Genomic DNA, 17,657 nt, shown 5'->3' with positions numbered 1-17,657 from the left:
TAAGTTTTTATATCTTTAGTGAGGATAGTTTTATTTTACTGTTTTTTATTATTCATTTTTTTAAGGCTTATATCAGAAATAGTGCTAATAGGACATATTGTACACCAAGTTCTTGGCAAGAATAACCAGGCAAGTATTAATCCAAGAACCGTCGTAGTTAGCATCATAGAATACATTCTATAGGATAAATGTATTGCCCAATTTGGAAGTCCTCCTATATTTAGTAGCTGAGGCATGTCCCATGGAAGCTTAAAGGCAATTAAGAATCTAACAGTTTCCATAGCTTCTCTTCGCCCTTTAAATACCATAACGGTAGACATTGTTAAGATAAATAAATTAATCATAAAGTAAGTTAAAACAATCCATTTCCCCCTACCCTTTGTGAGCCAACTAGGGGCAGCTTTACCTGTTAGTGACCTACCATTAAACACCTTTCTAAATAAGCCTGCTCTAGGACAATACCTTTGACACCATGTTTTCTTTTTGTCCTTTGCTAGAAATACAAAGGGCAGTATCATGCAAACAAAACCAAGCCATGCAAAAATAATGTTAACAAAACCAAGGATAAAAAATAATATTGTCACTATATATAAGTTGTCTCTCCAATTTCCCTTCATGTACGACACTCCTTTATTAATTACTAGTAGAGCCTTTGTAGCTAAGAGCATCCTTAGGACAGGCCCCTTTACATTCAAAGCATAAAAGACAATGAGTAGGATCTATTTCCGCTCCTTTATCTTTACTTATAGTTATAGCCTCTCCTGGACATTCCTTTTTACAAATACCGCAGCTATAGCAGTTATGAGCTTTTAAGCTTAGCTTTGCAAACCTTCCAGTTAAACTAAACAGAACTCCCCAAGGACATAGGTATCTATGCCATGTTTTTTCATTAATAAATATAGTTGTAATAAGTCCTAATGGAATAATAATCAATGGAAGTGGGAATTTCTTACCTATGGTAATGGTATAAATGGTATATCCAAGTCCCACAAGGAATAATGCGAATGCAGCCCATCTTATCTTTTGTGATTTAAATATTTCCGGTACATCTTTCTTTTGAGTTTTGAGTTTCTTTCCAATCCAGTTTGCTGGTCTTATCAATGTATTTATAGGGCATGCCCACCCACAATAATATCTACCGAAAAATGATGATAGTATTATTGAACCAAAAATAAAGGCCATCCAAATTTGTGCCTTTCCTAAAACCATTAATGTAATGAATACTGCTAAAAATATAATTTGAATAACAGGTCTTAGTTTAATCAACATCGCCCTCTCCTTACTGTACCCCTGTATAGTATTTTTTATATTTTGATTATAATTATTTTGCATCCATATGTCAACAATAATTTATTAGCTTATATTGATTTAAATAAAATTTATATTTATAATCATCTTATACAATACGGGGGTATAACAAGGATAAATATACTAGGTGAGGCAAATGTATAAGCCTGTGCCCCCATAATGCTTTGCAACTATAAAAAGACTCTATTGAAATTTCTTTCAATAGAGTCTTTTTTATTTAATTACTTATCCTTTAAATTCTTTAATTCATTGAAGAGAGCTTCTGTTTTTTCCCTATCTTCATAATTTATATAAATAATCTTTTCCTTTGCAACTATTTTAATTACGGGATTTTCGTCATCTTCTATAAAAAGCTTAACCTTTTCCCCTGCCTTTGTTCTAAAATATCCTACCTTTTTATTTCCAATAGCCCCCCCATTTTGCTTCATGGATATTGGTGGAAGGGACTTTTCAAAGGTTAACTCCTCTATATCTTCTTTGTTTATATTTTCAGAGTACATTCCTTTAATAGATATAGCCTGATGATTTATTTTCAAATTTACTTTCATGGAAGCAGAAGCATAGATTACCATGAAAAGTGAACCTACTATTAAGGCTGCTGTAAGTGCCATGGCTACTTTACCCATAGGACGGGCAAGGTTTAAAGTCCAACCCACCCCTGCTCTTTTTTCTACAAAAAGGGCTGGATCTTGTGGATTATAATAAATCATACCCCAAATGTAATGCTCATCATCTTCCCTATTGATAATTAATTTTTTATCATCATTGGCATTTTGTTCTAGGGAAATGTTTTTTCCTCCTTGACCAACCTTATAACTATACACCATTACTATTATAGATAAAATTATAGTAAATATAGTTATGCTTCCAATAATAATATTTTCACTTCCTGCGGTAATTAATTTCATGCTCCCTAAGTTTGTCGCTGTAAACATAATTGATAGAGCATAGGTTATTATGATCATAAATATCCCCATGGTTCTTCTAAACTTCACATTTTGCAATCTTATATTTTCCACGTTTCCTCCATTTAAATTTTGCTTTGCTTTATTTATGGATAGAAAACTAAAAAACATTACAATTATTGTAAAAGGAAATATTATTAATCCTACCAGTTCTACCTCTTTCCAATTTCTTATGGATATAAAAAACACCCATAAAAATAATAAAACTGGAGGGGCAAAATACCAATTACTTAACTTTTCATAGCTTCTACTCTTAGCCTTAATATCTACTATCACAACGTTTCCCTTAGTTAATAACTCTCCCCAATTTTCTTTTTTCTTAATAGCTTTTACCCTTTTATTAGCTATATAAAAACACCAGCTGCCCTCAAATAAAAATAAAAACATGCCTAATATGAATATAACCGGAGCATATTCTTCACTAATTTTATTCATTAATAAGATACTTAAAACCGTAGTTATTAAAAAGCATATATTTAAATTTCTCTTGTAATTTTTATCTTCTTTTTTAAGTTCCTCTTTGTTCTCAAATCCTAGGGGAATTCTAACCCCATAAAAAACAGCCCTTTGAGAAAATTTTTGCATAAATAGAAGAGGAATGTAAACTGTTATCATTATAATTGTAAATACCCAAATTTCTGATTTCATAAACATCACCTACCTTTTAATATCATCATATTTATTATTAATCAATTTAACCACTTCTTCTTTGGTAAGGCCCTTACAAATGCATCTACATAGAAAAACTTCTAACTCTTCTTCCATAGAATCAATAAATTCTTCTTTTTTATCTGTGGTAACGCTGACCATAGCGCCTTTTCTTCTATCTATTACTAAATAACCCTCATCTTTTAAAAGATTATAAGCTTTGTTAATGGTGTGAAGATTAACTCCAATATCCACACTTAAATCTCTTATGGATGGAAGGGTTTCTCCTTGTTCTAGTTCTCCCCTTGCTATGGCTTTAATAATTTCGTTTTTCAGCTGAAGATATATAGGTATTTCGCTATCAAATAATATCTTAATCAAAGCATCACCTCTTTTGAATTTCACTTCTGTTATATTTGTTATATATATTATATAACAAATATAATTCAAACACAATATGAAAGCTCCCACATTGTGAGAGCTTTTATATATTTTACAGTTAATTCTCGTATACATTAACCTGGTTTCTACCTGAGCTTTTACTATGATATAAAACTTTATCAGCTCTTATTAAGGACTCCTCATAGTTTTTATCATCTTTTAAAAAGCTTGAAACTCCAAAAGATATAGTAACATTTACAGTTTTTTCTCTATATTCAATAGGTTGTTTTTCTAAACTAGATATTATATTATTTATCTTTTTAATTACATCCTCTTTTGTAATATCTGAGAATACTATTAAAAATTCTTCTCCTCCCCACCTAGCAACTTTATCTTTTTCACTTATGTTACTTTTCAATAATTCAGCAACCACTTTTAATACATGGTCTCCTGCTTCATGACCATAGGTATCATTTACATTTTTAAAATAGTCAACATCTCCCATTGCAATATAATAATTAACTTTTTCCTTTTCAAACTTTAAAAACTCTTCCTGAAGATAATGTGTCATGAAATATCTATTATACAAATTTGTTAGTGGATCTGTAATTGCAATATTTTCTAGTTTTTTATATTCATTTTCCACTTTTAATTTTTCCCACTCTAATATTTGTTTTTCTTGAACCACTAAACTATAATACTTCTGTATAATTTTATAATACTTTTTCTCAAGAATAAAAATAACTATAGCTAATATTAAACTTAAAAAAATTGCTATACTTATAGAACTTCCAATTTGTTTTCTTAAGTAATTTTGTAGTACTGTAACTTCATCTTTAAGTATATTATCAATGTCATCTAGGTGTACTCCCGTAGCAATTACCCAGTTATATTTAGGGTATAGCTTAGCATAGGAAATTTTATGTGCAATTATATCTGTGCCTTTCTTTTTAAAATAATATTCTAAAAAAACTTCTCCCTGATCTTTTATCCCTTCTAATTCTTGTAGATAAGGTAAATTACCTTTAATATCCTTAATATTTGTAGATAGCATTTCGCCTTCAGTATTTTTAAGATTTGGATGAACTAACCTGATGGCATAATTATCTCCCCCATCATAATTAATTACTTGATTAATCCATATATATCCGTTATCTGAAAGTTCTATACTTCTAATATGTTCTTTCATTGTATCTTGGACCTTTTTTTCTATGGTTTCTTCTGAAACTACTACAGCCATAATTTTATTTTGCATATTTTTATATCTGTTAATTTTATAAGTTTCAATGTATTTAATAAATTCCCCTTCCGACAGTATAGGCTTGTTCAACAAAATCTTACGTGAAGTGTAACTAAGTTGTTTTTCATTTCTATCCCATATTAATAATTCATATTCATTTCTATCTTTAATTAATGTTTCAAGATTCAACGAGTTCACAATGTAGTCTATATTGTTATTAAATTCTTTTATTACCCACGTTCTTTCAATATCGATTTGTTGAATAGTGGTATTAACTATATCTTTAATATAATTTTTCTTTAGTTCAATTGTATTCCTATGTAAAGCTTCTATATCTTTTTTATACATGGATTGGATATTGTCTAAGTGGTTATGGGTTAAAATTATTATTGAAATCATTAATATTATAGTTGAATAAATATATATAATTTTTCTCAATTTAGACCTTTCCATTATATCCTCCCCTAAAGCTTAAAGTAGTTATATTGAGTAACTTACATTCCATTCTACTACCATTATAGTTCTTGGTGCAATATGTATTTATCATTCATAATTTTTCTTTAAAAGGAGCATATTATAACTAAATAAAAGGAGGGGAATTTAATGAAAAAAAGGCCTAGCAAAAGCTACACCATAAGAAAAGTTGAAGCTAATCTAAAAGGTATGGATAATCATATTACAACAGGCTCCGATGTGGGTAGTGAACCTTTTCCTTTTACTGAGGAAAAAAATCAAACTAAAGAACAATACCACTTTGGAGCCATTGATAGCAATAGACCTTTATAAACACAGGTTTAACTTGGAGGGGAGTTTTACTCCCATCTACTCCAAATTTCTGGTTCATAACCAACAGTGGCTTCTTTCCCATTGCGCACAATGGGGGTTTTAAATAGTTTAGGATTATTTAAAAGTAATTCTTCTTTAATACTGTCCGTTCTAATCTTATCTACATTAAGATTTTTGTATTCTTTAGAGTCAGTGTTTATTAATTTTGCAAAGCCAACTGCTCCTTTAACACTTTGCAATTCTCCCTTGCTAATCCCTTTTTCATTTAAGTCAATTAATTGATATTTAATTTTTCTTTCCTTAAAATATCTTTCTGCCTTTTTTGTATCGAAGCATTTTTTAGCTCCAAAAATTTGAATATTCATAGATTGTTCTCCTCGTATTACTAAAACGTTTTTATATACTCAATTATATACTAAAAATTGCCTCTAAAATCAATAATTAAATTTTCATAGAGCGGTGGATTTTCTCCTATTCTCATAATTTGAAAAAGTTCCCCATTTCTCAACTCTTTTAATTTGAGGATTTTTGGATTTAAAATAAACTATTATAGGAGCATTGTTCAGCTCATCATGAGTTTTAAAAAACTCTCTGTCACCATATCTTATGGCTTCTAGAGCTAAGGGTAATTCACGAATAAACACCTGATTTCGAATTGCGGTAACCGCTGGGGGAAATTCTCCATTATCCACATATAAATATACTGTATATAAGTATTTCCCATCTTTTTCAACCCATTGTGCAAATACTTCATCTCTCATGGAAGTAATTTTATCAAAGGCATACTCTCTTCCAATATCTAAAAAAAGTTGTCCCGTGGTATCGGAATGAGTTAATGTGTATCTCCTTGGTATTATTGGTTCTGTAGGGGTGACCCCTGTTCTAAACTCAACTGTTAGTTTTTCTGGATTTAATCTTCCCAAGTTCTTTCCTCCCTAATAATATTAAAAACCCTCTACATAACCAATATATGTAATTTTACCTTTTATGACTCTAAAATTCATTTTTAATTTACTCGTGACTTATGTATGCATCTACAACCTCAGCCACATAATCGTCCTCTCCTGATTTGGCTAAAACTACAATAGTTTCTCCTCCTGTAGTAATTTTAGCACAGTAAGCCTCAGCTCCAACTCTGTCTAGTTCTTCATCTCTAGTCATAGTTATTTCATCTTTATTTGCAACTCCATAATCTTGAAGTATACCTACCACTCTATTTTCTACCTCTCCTGTTGGACATTGAAGTATTTTTATTCTTTCAATTGCATCCTTAAGTTTTTCCATACTTATTATCTCCTCCTGTGTAATTTAAGTTCTGTTGTTACAAAAGATATGTATTCTTATATACCCCTTATGCTGCTATGCTATTCAAAGGGTTCCATGCCTAGAGCATTGTAGAATTCCTTGTCTAAAAAATGAGTGTACCTTAGATTATTCTCCTTTTTAAATTTAAGTATTTTACTTTTCATATATTCACTATAAACCCCATTTAGAGATCCTGTATAATATTTTTTATTCATCAGTACCCTTTGTACTTCCAGAACATCCGCTCCCTTATCTCCAGGGGCTAATGTTCTGAAGGAATACCAGTGCATATTGTAAGGTCCTCCATAAATTACTACCACCGTTCCAACATTTACATATTTATATAAGTCTTCTACGTCTTTATTATTCATCCTTATACATCCATGAGAAAGAGGATTATTGATGGATTCTGGTCTATTAGTACCGTGTATTCCATACCTACCCCAAGGCACATTTAAGCCAAGCCATCTACTTCCAAAGCCCTTTCCCCAATTTGACGACTTTTCCGTTATAGTCCAAGTTCCATAGGGAGATGGCGTTTCTTTTTTCCCACTAGCTATTGGATAGGTTTTAATTACTTCGTTAGTTTTTTTACTTATTAAATAAAGTTTAAATTCGCTTATGTCAATTAATATATTATAAGCTACTCTAGGGGACTTAACCTTTAAATTCATAGCTTTTTCAGCTTTTACTCCTTTAAACGCAAATAAAAAATAAATTAATAATATTACTACTGAAGTTTTTTTAAATTTTCTTATATGACTTGCACCTCCAGTCCTTAATTTAATACACACTACTATATGTTTGTACTTTTACCCATATTTTATTCCCTTAAAATTTATCCATTTAAATATATTGTTTCAATTAAAATATAGTCTTTCAATTAAATGTCCACTATACCATTAAATTCCTAATATTTTCTATTTCTTCAATTCATACTACAAATTTGTCAATGATACCTTGTAAAAAAACTGGATATGTACTATAATCTTTCGAGGCAGGTGATTTCTTTGAGCAAACAAAAGTTTAAAAGCCTTGGGAAGAATTATCTAGGGGAAAATATAATTTATGATGAAATAGAGAACAATAATTCATATGATGAAATGGCTTCTATGCTTATGAAAGAAATACATGAGAATGCCCTCAGTGTTTCCCAAGGAAAAAATATATTAAAAGAATTATACGAAATTTACGATGAAGGAAATCTTCAATTTGAAAAATATGCTTCTTGCAGCAAAGGGTGTGGACATTGTTGTTGCCTTTATATAGATTGCACTGCCATAGAAGCTGAATTAATAAGAGAATATGTACAAGCTAATTTTTCTCAAGAGCAAACCTCAATTTTAAAAGCTAAAATTGATGACATAGCTCCTTTAATCCCAAGTAGACAGGATATTGATGAAAATAATGAACATGCTCTTTATTATTTAAACAAAAAAATCCCTTGTATCTTTTTATCTGAAGAAAAAGCTTGTTCAATTTACCCAGTAAGGCCTTTTAATTGTAGAAAGTTTTTAACCATAACTTCTCCTAATGAATGCATTGAAGGAAAGCATGTGGTAAAACTTAATCCTTCTATTAATAATGTGGGACTTTTAAGTATTAACTCTTTATCCGAAAGCGTTACACGATTTAAAAGGGCATCAACTCCTAAGGGCCTTCCTTTATGGTTTAAAAATGGCTTTGAAGAAATTAATAGAGCTATGGAGTAAATTTTTTATTAAATACTACTTGTTAATTGTAAAATTATGTTGTATAATAAAGTTTAGACTACATAATTAATTACTATAAGGATAGTAATCTGTGCGTTATGTGAGGGTATTCCCTGAATTTTGAAAGAGGCTTTATTATATAGATAAATCTGTAGAATAATATAAAAGTCAATATTTAAGAGAGGGTTTTTTAGAGTATCCCTCTCTTTTTATGTGCTATTTTAAAGTAATTATTTATGAATATAAGTGGTTGAAATCAGATTATTATAAAATTAAGTATTGACCTTGTTAATTGGGAAATACTATATTATAATTAATTGATTTACTATTGGAGGAAAAAAATATATGAACAATACAAAATTTAACGAACTAGGACTTAATGAAAAAATACTTAGAGCCATTGAAGATATGGGCTTTGAGGAACCATCACAAATTCAAGCTCAGGTTATACCTGTAGTTTTAGAAGGCTTTGATGTTATAGGTCAGGCACAAACAGGAACGGGAAAAACTCTTGCTTTTGGAGCCCCTATGCTAAACAATCTTACTAGAGAAAATAATACAATAAAAGGACTTATACTAACTCCTACTAGAGAACTTGCTATACAAGTTAATGAAGAACTAGTAAGAATTGCAAAACATACAAATTTAAGAATGTTACCTGTTTATGGTGGTCAGTCTATAGACAGACAAATTAAAGCTATAAAAAAGGGTATTGATGTAGTAGTTGGAACTCCTGGAAGAGTTCTTGACTTAATTTCAAGAAGAGTACTTGATTTAGACGATATACAATTCCTTGTATTAGACGAAGCGGACGAAATGCTTAACATGGGATTTGTTGAAGATATAGAAGAAATAATAAATAACTGTAATAGTTATAGACATACCCTGCTATTCTCTGCAACTATGCCAGGACCTATTAAAAAAATAGCTCAAAAATACATGAAACCTGATTCAAAGCATGTATCTATTCTTAAAAATACTATGACAGTTTCAACTGTTGAACAATATTATTATGAAGTAAAGCAAAAGGATAGATTTGAATCCTTCTGTAGAATCCTTGATGTAGATGAACCAGATACTGCTATAATCTTCTGTAAGACTAAAAAAGGTGTAGATGAATTAGTTGAAGCTATGCTTGTTCGTGGATATAACGTAGAAGGTATGCATGGAGATATGAACCAAAGTCAAAGAATGAATACCTTAAGAAAATTTAAAGAAGATAATCTTGATTTCCTTGTAGCTACAGACGTTGCAGCAAGAGGTATCGACGTTGAAAATATAACTCATGTTATAAACTACGATCTTCCTCAAGATACAGAATCTTATGTTCACAGAATAGGAAGAACAGGAAGAGCTAATAAAACTGGTGTTGCTTACACTTTAGTTACTGCAAGAGAATACTCTGTGCTTAAACAAATTGAAAAAGCAACTAAGGGTAAAATTAAGAGAAAAGAAATACCTACTATAGATGATATATTTAATGTTAAGTATAGTCACATGCTTGAAAAAGTTAAGGAAACTTTAGAGGGTGAAGATTATAAGAGATTTGTTCCTATTGCTACTGAATTAGACGATGATTATAACTTAGTAGATGTAGCTGCTGCTTTAATGAATATGGTTTATGATAAAGAAGTTAGTTACGATTACACTGAAAACAGCATAGGCAGCTCAAAGTCAAGTCATGTTAGAGTGTTTATAAATGTTGGACGTAAAGATAAGCTTAACCCAAAAACTCTTCTTCAGTTCTTTAATAGCGAAGCAAATGTATATAAAGAGTCTATAGGAAGTATAGATTTACTTGATAAATTCTCTTTTGTTGACATAATTGAAGAGGATGTAGATAAAGTAATTAGAGAATGCTCTGGCAAAAAGCTATGTGGCAGAAGAGTTAATATAGAAATTTCAAACAGAAGCAAATAATAATTATATAGTAAAAGACATGGAGAATAGTGATGCTCTCCATGTCTTTTTTATCATATATTACTTCTCTCTTTTCCCATAAAAAATACGGCTAAGTTGCCTGGTCCCCCGTGGGTTCCTACTGCTGGTCCTGTGTAATTTATCATTACATCTTTTACTTTAACTTTTTCTAAAATAATTTCTTTTAATTTTAAGGCTTCTTCAATGCAATCCCCATGGCATATTCCAAGTATTTGATCTTCAGGATTTTCTATTCTATCTATAACTAATTCTGCTAATTTGTTAATGGAAGCTTTTCTTCCCCTTGCTTTACCGAGTACTCCTACTTTTCCATTGTGATCTATCCTAAGCATTGGCTTTATATGAAGTATTATTCCTATGATTGCAGCTGCTGAAGATAATCTTCCACCCCTTTTAAGGTGATTTAAATCATCTACAGTCATAAATGTATTTAATTTTTGCTTAGTAGATTCAAAGTAGTTTGCTATTTCATCTATGGATTTTCCTTGTTCTTTCATTTCTAAAGCTTTTATTACACATATCCCTTGCCCCAAAGAAGCAGTTAATACGTTTACAATATATACCTTAGCTTCAGGATTTTCTTCTTCTATCATGCCTTTTGCAATAGTTGCACTATTTTCAGTGCCGCTTAAACCAGTTGATACGCAAATATATAGTATATCTTTTCCAGATGTAACTATGGTCTTGAATTTTCTATAAAATTCGTCTACACTTGGCTGAGATGTGAGAGGAGTTGCTCCATTTCTTAAATCATCAAAAAACTTTTTATGACTTAAGTCTTGTCCAAAGTCATCGTAGTAAGTTTGTCCATTATAGGTGCAAGTAAGCCTTGCAAATTCCAGGTTCTTTTCTTTTACATATTCTATAGGCAAATCGCTACATGAATCAGTAAATATATGAAAATCTCTCATTTAATACTCCCTTCCTGTTTTGAAAGTTATAAATATTTTTACTATAATACCAGTGATATGGTTATGCTATCACAAATTTCGATTATTTTCAACAGCATTATTACTTTATCCCTTTTGCCTTTCAAAATTAGAAAACAATATATATTATCTGTAAACATACTCCCCTTCTTTTAATGCTTTAACTATATTCAAATCGTTTTTTTAACACTAATAAATATATTATATGAGTCAATAATCCCACTAATATATATAACAAAAATATTGACCCACTTCCCCTCCCATTGTTTATCATTTCTATAATCCAATAGGTAGGGAAAACTGCAAAAATCCATTTATAGTCAAAATTAATTAAATGAATTAATATAGGTAAAAGGAAAAATATTCCTATAACCTTAGATATAGCTATACCTTCCACCCTATTCTCTGCAAAACTCCCCATTATAAGAGTAATTATAGGCCCCTCCAAAGAAGCTACAACTATAACGAAAAGTACCCTAACAAAGCTTATTTGCAAAAGATTAGAGAAGAAAAATAGCATTAGAGAAAATATAATACTAATTGTTATAGGGCTACACAGCCTATACAATATATACCCTTTTTTCCCTAGAGGAGTTATTGAAAAATAGTCCAGCATGTTTTCATCCTTATCTTCTAATAGAATAAAACCTGCCATACATCCAACAATCATTGGAATGAGCATTATACTCATTCCCATTATTATATTGTAATAATTAGATAAATTAAACTTAAATCTACTGTATAAAAGTATATTTATATAAGGAATTGTAAACCTAAGAAATATAGTTAGGAGCATAGGAGCTAATATTGTTAATATCAACAGTGAATCTCTTTTTATGTTTTTTACATCTGCCACAATAAGTTTTTGAATTTTATACATACTATTTTTCTCCTATTCTTAATATAATCTTTTTATTAAAAATCTTAACTAAAATTATATAAGCGACAGCACACCATAGAATTAATAAAATTATAGAATATAAAATATTATAGCTTGATATTGATTTAAAGGCTCCATTCATAAGTTCTATGGCTCCCTTTCCTGGAAGTAAATAAAATATAGGAGAAGAATATACTTCTAAATATTCGAGAACTGGAAGAACAAAAATTGTTGTTATAAAAGAGTTTAATAAGTAATCATTTAAATTTTTAGAATACACCACAATGATAAATCCTAGTAAAGTATAAAATATAGAACTTAATGTAACTCCAGTTAAAAACAAAAATATATTTACATTCCATTTAAAAGTAATAATTGTAATAAAACTACTTGATAGTAAAGATATTATTGTTAAGGAGATAACCTTAGACCATATATACTCTCCCACTTTCAATGGAGTTATAAAAATGTTTTCCAAAGTGTTTTGCTCTCTTTCAAGTAAAAAAATCCCTCCGATAAATAATGCTCCAAGGAAACTGGGATCAGAAAATATAATGAGTGTCCCTAGAGTTGTTTTATATGGATATGGAATAAATCTAAGAATACCTATATAAAAAAGACTTACAATAATATAAGCGTAATAAAATCCATGCCTCATTTGAAATTTTATATCATAAAGTACCGAATTTAAAATCCTCATAGTAAGCTCCTCCCTGTTATTTCTATAAATATATCCTCAAGAGTGGCTTCCATGGTGAAAATTCTTTGAATTTCCTTTTCTCTAATAGTCTTCAAAAAATCATCGTTGTAGCCTAGCCCATGTATTTTAAATATTTCTTCTCTAATAATTCCTTTTTCTTCATACTCAACCTTTAAATTTCTGCCCCCTCTTTTTATCTTCAACTCCCTTGGAGAGTCAATAAGTTTTACCTCACCATCTACTATAAAAGCTACTGTATCACAAAGTTCTTCCGCTACATTCATATTGTGAGTAGTTAAAAATATAGTTTTTCCTTCCTTTTTCTTTTGAAATATTATATCCTTGATTTTTTTAGCATTTACAGGGTCTAATCCTGAAGTAGGTTCATCAAGGAAAACTATTTGTGGATCATTTAAAAAAGCTCTGCAAAAGTTTAACCTCATCTTCATTCCTTTAGAAAAATTACTAACCCTTATATTTGAATATTCATTTAAACCTACCATGTCCAAAAGCTTGCCTATATCCTCTGTTTTTCTCTTGTACATTCCTTTAAAGAATGCTAGATTTTCATAAGCAGTAAACTTGGCATAAAGATTAGGCAATTCAAAGGAAACACCTATGTTTTCATAGTAGTCTTCTTTTATATTCCTTATTTCCTTCCCCATGACCTTAACGCTCCCTAAATAATCTTTAAGAATTCCTATTATTATCTTTTGTGTAGTACTTTTACCCGCTCCTGAGGGACCTAAAAATCCAAATATTTCACCTTTATTCACTGAAAAATTAATATCTCTTAAGGTTACTTTATTTCCATAGGAAAAATTTAAATTTTTAACTTCAATCATTAAAATATCCTCCTAAATTTTATATAATTAGATTATCACAACCATATGACTAAATCAATCATTTTAGTCATATGGTTGTTAATTTTTATTGACATATAAATTTTGTAAGGTAAACTATAGATAATAAATATTAATTTGCACTTTAATAAGGAGGAATTATGCCTAGGTTTACTATAGACGAAAGAGAAAGTATTAAGGAAGACATTATAAATAAAGGCAAGGAGCTTTTTACTATTTACGGACTTAAAAAAACTAGTATAGACGATATTGTAAAAAGCTGTGTCATAGCTAAAGGTACCTTTTACAGCTTTTTTAAATCAAAAGAAGAATTATACTTTGAAATACTAGAAAGAGAAGAAAGCTTTAGAGAAGAATTAATTCTAAAGATGTTACAATCTAATAAATCCCCTAAGGAAAGTTTTAAAGAGTTTTTAAAAGATTGTCTTATTTATGTAGAAAATAATGAATTTCTTAAAAGTCTCAATGAAAGAAAGGAATTAGACCTTTTATTAAGAAAACTTCCTAAAGAAAAAATTGAAGAGCATTTTTATAAAGATAAAACTTCAGGTTTAGCTTTCATAGAAAAATGGCAAAAGGAGGGGATTTTAATAGAGGAAACCCCCGAAGTAATTATCGGAATACTTCGTTCCCTTTTTATTTTGGTATACTCAAAAGAAGAAATTGGTGAACATATATATTCCCCTGTAATAGATAGGTTAATAGATATTATTGCCGAAGGAATATTTAAATAAAATTACATATTAATTATTATTTATTTAGATTTCATAAAATCATAAATATAATTTCCTATTTTAGCAAATACTATGTATAACCAAACTATAGGAAGGGGTTTTAACATGGCACTAACTAATAAAGAAAAAACATTAATCGAGGATAACTTAAATGCTGAGTATTTGTGTATAAGAAAATATGAGCAATATGCAGCTTTAGCTTCTGATCCTCAGATAAAACAAGTATTTACGGACTTAGCTAATAAAGAACGTGAGCATGCCAACACACTTACAGGGATGCTTCAAGGAAGTAATATAACTCCTGAAAACATATTTTCAAGCTATACTACTCCTCAAGGAGATCAATCCAGCATGCAACAAAACCTTGGCTTGACAGATGCTCAATTACTAAATGATGCTCTTTCTACAGAAAAACATGTATCAAGTTCTTATAACACAGCGGTACTTGAATCTGTAGATGCTAATATTAGAAAACAGCTTCAACATATTCAGCAAGAAGAACAGCAACATGCTGAAACTTTATTTAACACCATGCAATCACACGGTTGGTATAAGGTACAATAGCAAAAAGCCTGGGTAAAACCAGGCTTTTATTGTTCTAAAGTAAAATCCTTTAAAGAATTATTAACTCTTAATACAAATATAATAATAACTGATAATAGAATCCCACCTGTAAATGTTAACACATAGGTTGGTATTGAGTTTACTAATAATCCTGAAATAATAAGTGCTACTGGAAGAATTATTTTTGCAATACTAATCCCAAGGCTTAAAACTCTCCCCCTATATTCATCGGTAATTATCCTTTGAAGCATATACATAAGAGGAATATCTATAAGGGATATGGCAATCCCTGTAAACATTAATATTGTGCAATAGTATATAAGGTATATTCTACTTGAAAATTGAATGTTTATAACTAGTGTTGGTAGCCCAATTAAAATCATGCATATTGAAAGTACAATACTCGTCATCATCAATATTTGTCTATATGGATATTTTTCACTTACTCCTTTGACAAATACAGCTCCAAGAATCATTCCTATAGGAAGTGCTCCTTGTGATATACCGTAGTATTTTGAAGTGAAATTTAATACATTATTCAAAATAAATGGCAATGGTATGCTTATAGATAATCCCATAAAAAAATTTAATGAAATAAATATGATAAATAGACTTACCAGACTCCTCCTTTCCCTCATATATTTAAATCCTTCTACTATATCGCTAAACAAATTGACCTTTTCAATTCTCTCATCTAAGTTTTTACAATTAAAATTAAAGTCTATAAATATTTCTGAAACACCCGATAGTATAAAACATACACCATTGAATATAATAAAAAACTTTATATCCATAAATGAAAAAACAATTCCTCCAATCATAGGCCCCAAAATTGAAGATGTAGAATCTATAATTTTACTTATAGAATTTATACTCATGAGCCTTTTGTCTGATACAATATTAGGTTTTGCCGTTTCAAAACTTATACCAAATATTGTAGTGAAAATAGTCATTATAAAAGTGCTGGCATAGATCATATTTATTTTTAATCCATACATGGAACTCAATACATATAGTCCTAGCAATAAGGTTCCATTAGCTAAGTCCATTAAAACTACCAACTTCTTTTTATCAAGCCTATCCGCCATAACCCCTGCAATTGGATTTATAATTATCATAGGTATAATGCTTAAGATCAAATTGGTGGCAAAATTCAACCCTGAGCCTGTAATTTTCAAAACATATAGTCCCATGGCAAAGGTATATATAGATGCGCCAAATATTGATATAAATTTACCTAATGAAAATAATATAAAATTGCTTCTTTCTACATTTATTGCCCTCATAGAATCACTCCTTTTCTTTAAATTCATTATAAATAGAAGTGTTCACACTACATCAATATGTATATTAATTATTTTTTCATTAAATAAGCTAGAAAGGTAGGGTTAACCCTACCTTTCTCCGTGGACTATATAGCAATATACTTTTTCACCTTCTACAAAATAACTTTCATATTTTCCACCCTTTTCAAGATATGAAGAGATGTTTTCATCTACTATAGTATATTTTAATTCATCTATTTCTTTTTTAATATTTTCCATTGTAAAGTTTTTTCTACACTTCTCTTTTATTAAGGTGTTTTCACTAAAATTTTTAAATAATATATAGCAACCTATCAACTGACCCTTATCTTTTGTGTATTTATCTATTTTTCTTAAAAGAAATTCTTCATGCTTAAAACTATAGTTACTACTTCCTGAAAAATCTACTATTATATCAGCAGATTTTTCCTTTAAAGGTATTTTTAAAAAATCTGAGCATATTAAAATTACATTTCGCTTACAGTCCGCTTTCTCTAAAACCTTCTTTAAAAATTTATGCCTTCCCATGTCATGATCAACAGCTATATATAAGCAATCCTCTGGTAATGAATCATATACATGCCTTAAGAACACTCCCATACCAGAGCCTAACTCTAAAATAACTTTACCCTTACATTCTTCAAAGTCTATTTTATTATGTGACCACTCTAATCCTCTGTAAATCTTATCTAAGTAATCTGAATCCGTATCGGTTACATATTCACTAATATAATTAATATCAAAACCCCAATTATTACTTGCCTCTCCATCTTTTAAAATTCCATCTTCTATAAAATATTCTTCTCCACAGTTACATTTAAGTTTACCTGTTATGATTTGATTATTTTTTATGCTACCGTCACATAGTACTAACTCCCCATTGCATTTTAAACACCTAAATAAGTTTAAGTACTTAAAATCAATGCCTATTGTAAGGTTTTCTTTTTGATCCTTTTCATTTAATTCTTTTATTTTTTCTTCAAGCCTATCCTTAATATTATTTAGTTCTTGTATTTCCTTTAAAACATCATTTTGTTTATTTATAAAAAACTCTTTATAGTGTTCGTGTTGTTGGTAATGAGTAAATTTTGCAATTCTCTTATAGGCAAAGATATATTTTATTTCCTTTAAAGCAAATCCTAATGACTTTAAATTTAGTATGTCTTCTAAATCTTTTTGACACCTCTCATCAAAATAGTATTGTCCCCCTTTTTTATCTGGAACTATCAATCCCATGTCCATATAGTGGCGTATAGAATCTATACTTATATCGTTGTTTTCTACAAACTTTCCTATCCTCAAATTATCACCAACCATTTATTAACTTTTTATTTTTAAATAATTATACATTATAATAAAAATAAAGGCACCAGTTATTTTCATACCGGTAGCCTTTA

General features: G+C 29.7%; 20 protein-coding genes. 5 read left to right on the top strand and 15 right to left on the bottom strand.

Going from position 1 to position 17,657, the window contains the following annotated elements:
- Positions 1-35: 35 nt before the first annotated feature.
- From ABDZ69_RS04155 to ABDZ69_RS04135, 5 genes are all read right to left on the bottom strand, one after another.
- Positions 36-617, bottom strand: a complete 582-nt coding sequence (locus ABDZ69_RS04155; RefSeq protein WP_343766926.1) for a 4Fe-4S binding protein — start codon at positions 615-617, stop codon at positions 36-38.
- Positions 618-633: 16 nt separating this feature from the next.
- Positions 634-1,266 (bottom strand): 4Fe-4S binding protein, encoded by a 633-nt coding sequence (locus ABDZ69_RS04150; RefSeq protein WP_343766924.1) that lies wholly within the window; start codon positions 1,264-1,266, stop codon positions 634-636.
- A gap of 263 nt (positions 1,267-1,529) precedes the next feature.
- The gene (locus tag ABDZ69_RS04145; protein WP_343766922.1) at positions 1,530-2,921 is read right to left on the bottom strand and encodes a DUF1648 domain-containing protein; all 1,392 of its coding nucleotides are present in this window, start codon (positions 2,919-2,921) and stop codon (positions 1,530-1,532) included.
- 9 nt (positions 2,922-2,930) lie between these two features.
- Entirely contained in the window at positions 2,931-3,302 is a 372-nt protein-coding gene (locus ABDZ69_RS04140; protein ID WP_343766919.1) for a GntR family transcriptional regulator, read from the bottom strand.
- A gap of 118 nt (positions 3,303-3,420) precedes the next feature.
- The gene (locus tag ABDZ69_RS04135) at positions 3,421-4,995 is read right to left on the bottom strand and encodes a diguanylate cyclase (protein ID WP_343766916.1); all 1,575 of its coding nucleotides are present in this window, start codon (positions 4,993-4,995) and stop codon (positions 3,421-3,423) included.
- A 150-nt stretch (positions 4,996-5,145) separates the two neighbouring features.
- Here ABDZ69_RS04135 and ABDZ69_RS04130 point away from each other — a divergent pair, with 150 nt between their 5' ends.
- A complete protein-coding gene (locus tag ABDZ69_RS04130) occupies positions 5,146-5,328 on the top strand; it encodes a hypothetical protein (RefSeq protein WP_343766914.1) in 183 nt (60 codons plus the stop codon).
- A gap of 26 nt (positions 5,329-5,354) precedes the next feature.
- Here ABDZ69_RS04130 and ABDZ69_RS04125 read toward each other — a convergent pair whose 3' ends face one another.
- The 4 genes from ABDZ69_RS04125 to ABDZ69_RS04110 form a co-directional block, all read right to left on the bottom strand.
- Positions 5,355-5,693, bottom strand: coding sequence for an arsenate reductase family protein (locus tag ABDZ69_RS04125; protein ID WP_343766912.1), 339 nt, complete (start codon positions 5,691-5,693; stop codon positions 5,355-5,357).
- Positions 5,694-5,777: 84 nt separating this feature from the next.
- Positions 5,778-6,251, bottom strand: a complete 474-nt coding sequence (locus ABDZ69_RS04120) for a staygreen family protein (RefSeq protein WP_343766910.1) — start codon at positions 6,249-6,251, stop codon at positions 5,778-5,780.
- 88 nt (positions 6,252-6,339) lie between these two features.
- Positions 6,340-6,612: a hypothetical protein gene (locus ABDZ69_RS04115; protein WP_343766908.1), complete on the bottom strand. Its 273-nt coding sequence runs from the start codon at positions 6,610-6,612 to the stop codon at positions 6,340-6,342.
- Between the two features lie 80 nt (positions 6,613-6,692).
- Positions 6,693-7,427 (bottom strand): L,D-transpeptidase family protein, encoded by a 735-nt coding sequence (locus ABDZ69_RS04110; RefSeq protein ID WP_343766905.1) that lies wholly within the window; start codon positions 7,425-7,427, stop codon positions 6,693-6,695.
- Between the two features lie 216 nt (positions 7,428-7,643).
- Between ABDZ69_RS04110 and ABDZ69_RS04105 the strand changes: the two genes are divergently transcribed.
- Together ABDZ69_RS04105 and ABDZ69_RS04100 are read left to right on the top strand one after the other, a co-directional pair.
- Entirely contained in the window at positions 7,644-8,345 is a 702-nt protein-coding gene (locus ABDZ69_RS04105) for a YkgJ family cysteine cluster protein (protein ID WP_343766903.1), read from the top strand.
- A gap of 345 nt (positions 8,346-8,690) precedes the next feature.
- Positions 8,691-10,265 carry a DEAD/DEAH box helicase gene (locus tag ABDZ69_RS04100; RefSeq protein ID WP_343766900.1) on the top strand — a complete coding sequence of 525 codons (1,575 nt, stop codon included), beginning with the start codon at positions 8,691-8,693 and terminating at the stop codon, positions 10,263-10,265.
- A gap of 53 nt (positions 10,266-10,318) precedes the next feature.
- Here the strand turns inward: ABDZ69_RS04100 and ABDZ69_RS04095 are convergent, their stop codons facing one another.
- The 4 genes from ABDZ69_RS04095 to ABDZ69_RS04080 all read right to left on the bottom strand — a co-directional run bounded on the left by ABDZ69_RS04095 (position 10,319) and on the right by ABDZ69_RS04080 (position 13,640).
- Complete coding sequence (locus ABDZ69_RS04095; RefSeq protein ID WP_343766898.1) at positions 10,319-11,197, bottom strand: DegV family protein; 879 nt, start codon at positions 11,195-11,197, stop codon at positions 10,319-10,321.
- A 178-nt stretch (positions 11,198-11,375) separates the two neighbouring features.
- Positions 11,376-12,095, bottom strand: coding sequence for a hypothetical protein (locus ABDZ69_RS04090; RefSeq protein ID WP_343766895.1), 720 nt, complete (start codon positions 12,093-12,095; stop codon positions 11,376-11,378).
- A gap of 1 nt (position 12,096) precedes the next feature.
- Positions 12,097-12,795 carry a fluoroquinolone export ABC transporter permease subunit gene (locus ABDZ69_RS04085; RefSeq protein ID WP_343766894.1) on the bottom strand — a complete coding sequence of 233 codons (699 nt, stop codon included), beginning with the start codon at positions 12,793-12,795 and terminating at the stop codon, positions 12,097-12,099.
- Positions 12,792-13,640, bottom strand: coding sequence for an ABC transporter ATP-binding protein (locus ABDZ69_RS04080; RefSeq protein ID WP_343766892.1), 849 nt, complete (start codon positions 13,638-13,640; stop codon positions 12,792-12,794). The genes ABDZ69_RS04085 and ABDZ69_RS04080 overlap by 4 nt, the downstream gene beginning before the upstream one ends.
- A 158-nt stretch (positions 13,641-13,798) precedes the next feature.
- Here ABDZ69_RS04080 and ABDZ69_RS04075 point away from each other — a divergent pair, with 158 nt between their 5' ends.
- A complete protein-coding gene (locus ABDZ69_RS04075) occupies positions 13,799-14,392 on the top strand; it encodes a TetR/AcrR family transcriptional regulator (protein WP_343766889.1) in 594 nt (197 codons plus the stop codon).
- Positions 14,393-14,497: 105 nt separating this feature from the next.
- The gene (locus ABDZ69_RS04070; protein WP_343766887.1) at positions 14,498-14,956 is read left to right on the top strand and encodes a spore coat protein; all 459 of its coding nucleotides are present in this window, start codon (positions 14,498-14,500) and stop codon (positions 14,954-14,956) included.
- A 26-nt stretch (positions 14,957-14,982) separates the two neighbouring features.
- Here ABDZ69_RS04070 and ABDZ69_RS04065 read toward each other — a convergent pair whose 3' ends face one another.
- On the bottom strand, positions 14,983-16,242 hold the full coding sequence (locus ABDZ69_RS04065) for an MFS transporter (RefSeq protein ID WP_343766885.1): 1,260 nt from the start codon (positions 16,240-16,242) through the stop codon (positions 14,983-14,985).
- Between the two features lie 108 nt (positions 16,243-16,350).
- Positions 16,351-17,562: a MerR family transcriptional regulator gene (locus ABDZ69_RS04060; RefSeq protein ID WP_343766883.1), complete on the bottom strand. Its 1,212-nt coding sequence runs from the start codon at positions 17,560-17,562 to the stop codon at positions 16,351-16,353.
- Between the last annotated feature and the right edge of the window lie 95 nt (positions 17,563-17,657).

Source organism: Clostridium malenominatum (genome assembly GCF_039521365.1).
GTDB lineage: Bacteria > Bacillota > Clostridia > Clostridiales > Clostridiaceae > Clostridium_AW > Clostridium_AW malenominatum.
This window is presented reverse-complemented; position numbering and strand designations above follow the sequence as displayed.

Coding starts and splice junctions, on each gene's coding strand:
- ABDZ69_RS04155 (WP_343766926.1), bottom strand. CDS start 617: ATGAAGGGAAATTGGAGAGACAACTTATATATAGTGACAATATTATTT.
- ABDZ69_RS04145 (WP_343766922.1), bottom strand. CDS start 2,921: ATGAAATCAGAAATTTGGGTATTTACAATTATAATGATAACAGTTTAC.
- ABDZ69_RS04135 (WP_343766916.1), bottom strand. CDS start 4,995: ATGGAAAGGTCTAAATTGAGAAAAATTATATATATTTATTCAACTATA.
- ABDZ69_RS04130 (WP_343766914.1), top strand. CDS start 5,146: ATGAAAAAAAGGCCTAGCAAAAGCTACACCATAAGAAAAGTTGAAGCT.
- ABDZ69_RS04125 (WP_343766912.1), bottom strand. CDS start 5,693: ATGAATATTCAAATTTTTGGAGCTAAAAAATGCTTCGATACAAAAAAG.
- ABDZ69_RS04115 (WP_343766908.1), bottom strand. CDS start 6,612: ATGGAAAAACTTAAGGATGCAATTGAAAGAATAAAAATACTTCAATGT.
- ABDZ69_RS04100 (WP_343766900.1), top strand. CDS start 8,691: ATGAACAATACAAAATTTAACGAACTAGGACTTAATGAAAAAATACTT.
- ABDZ69_RS04095 (WP_343766898.1), bottom strand. CDS start 11,197: ATGAGAGATTTTCATATATTTACTGATTCATGTAGCGATTTGCCTATA.
- ABDZ69_RS04090 (WP_343766895.1), bottom strand. CDS start 12,095: ATGTATAAAATTCAAAAACTTATTGTGGCAGATGTAAAAAACATAAAA.
- ABDZ69_RS04085 (WP_343766894.1), bottom strand. CDS start 12,795: ATGAGGATTTTAAATTCGGTACTTTATGATATAAAATTTCAAATGAGG.
- ABDZ69_RS04080 (WP_343766892.1), bottom strand. CDS start 13,640: ATGATTGAAGTTAAAAATTTAAATTTTTCCTATGGAAATAAAGTAACC.
- ABDZ69_RS04075 (WP_343766889.1), top strand. CDS start 13,799: ATGCCTAGGTTTACTATAGACGAAAGAGAAAGTATTAAGGAAGACATT.
- ABDZ69_RS04070 (WP_343766887.1), top strand. CDS start 14,498: ATGGCACTAACTAATAAAGAAAAAACATTAATCGAGGATAACTTAAAT.
- ABDZ69_RS04065 (WP_343766885.1), bottom strand. CDS start 16,242: ATGAGGGCAATAAATGTAGAAAGAAGCAATTTTATATTATTTTCATTA.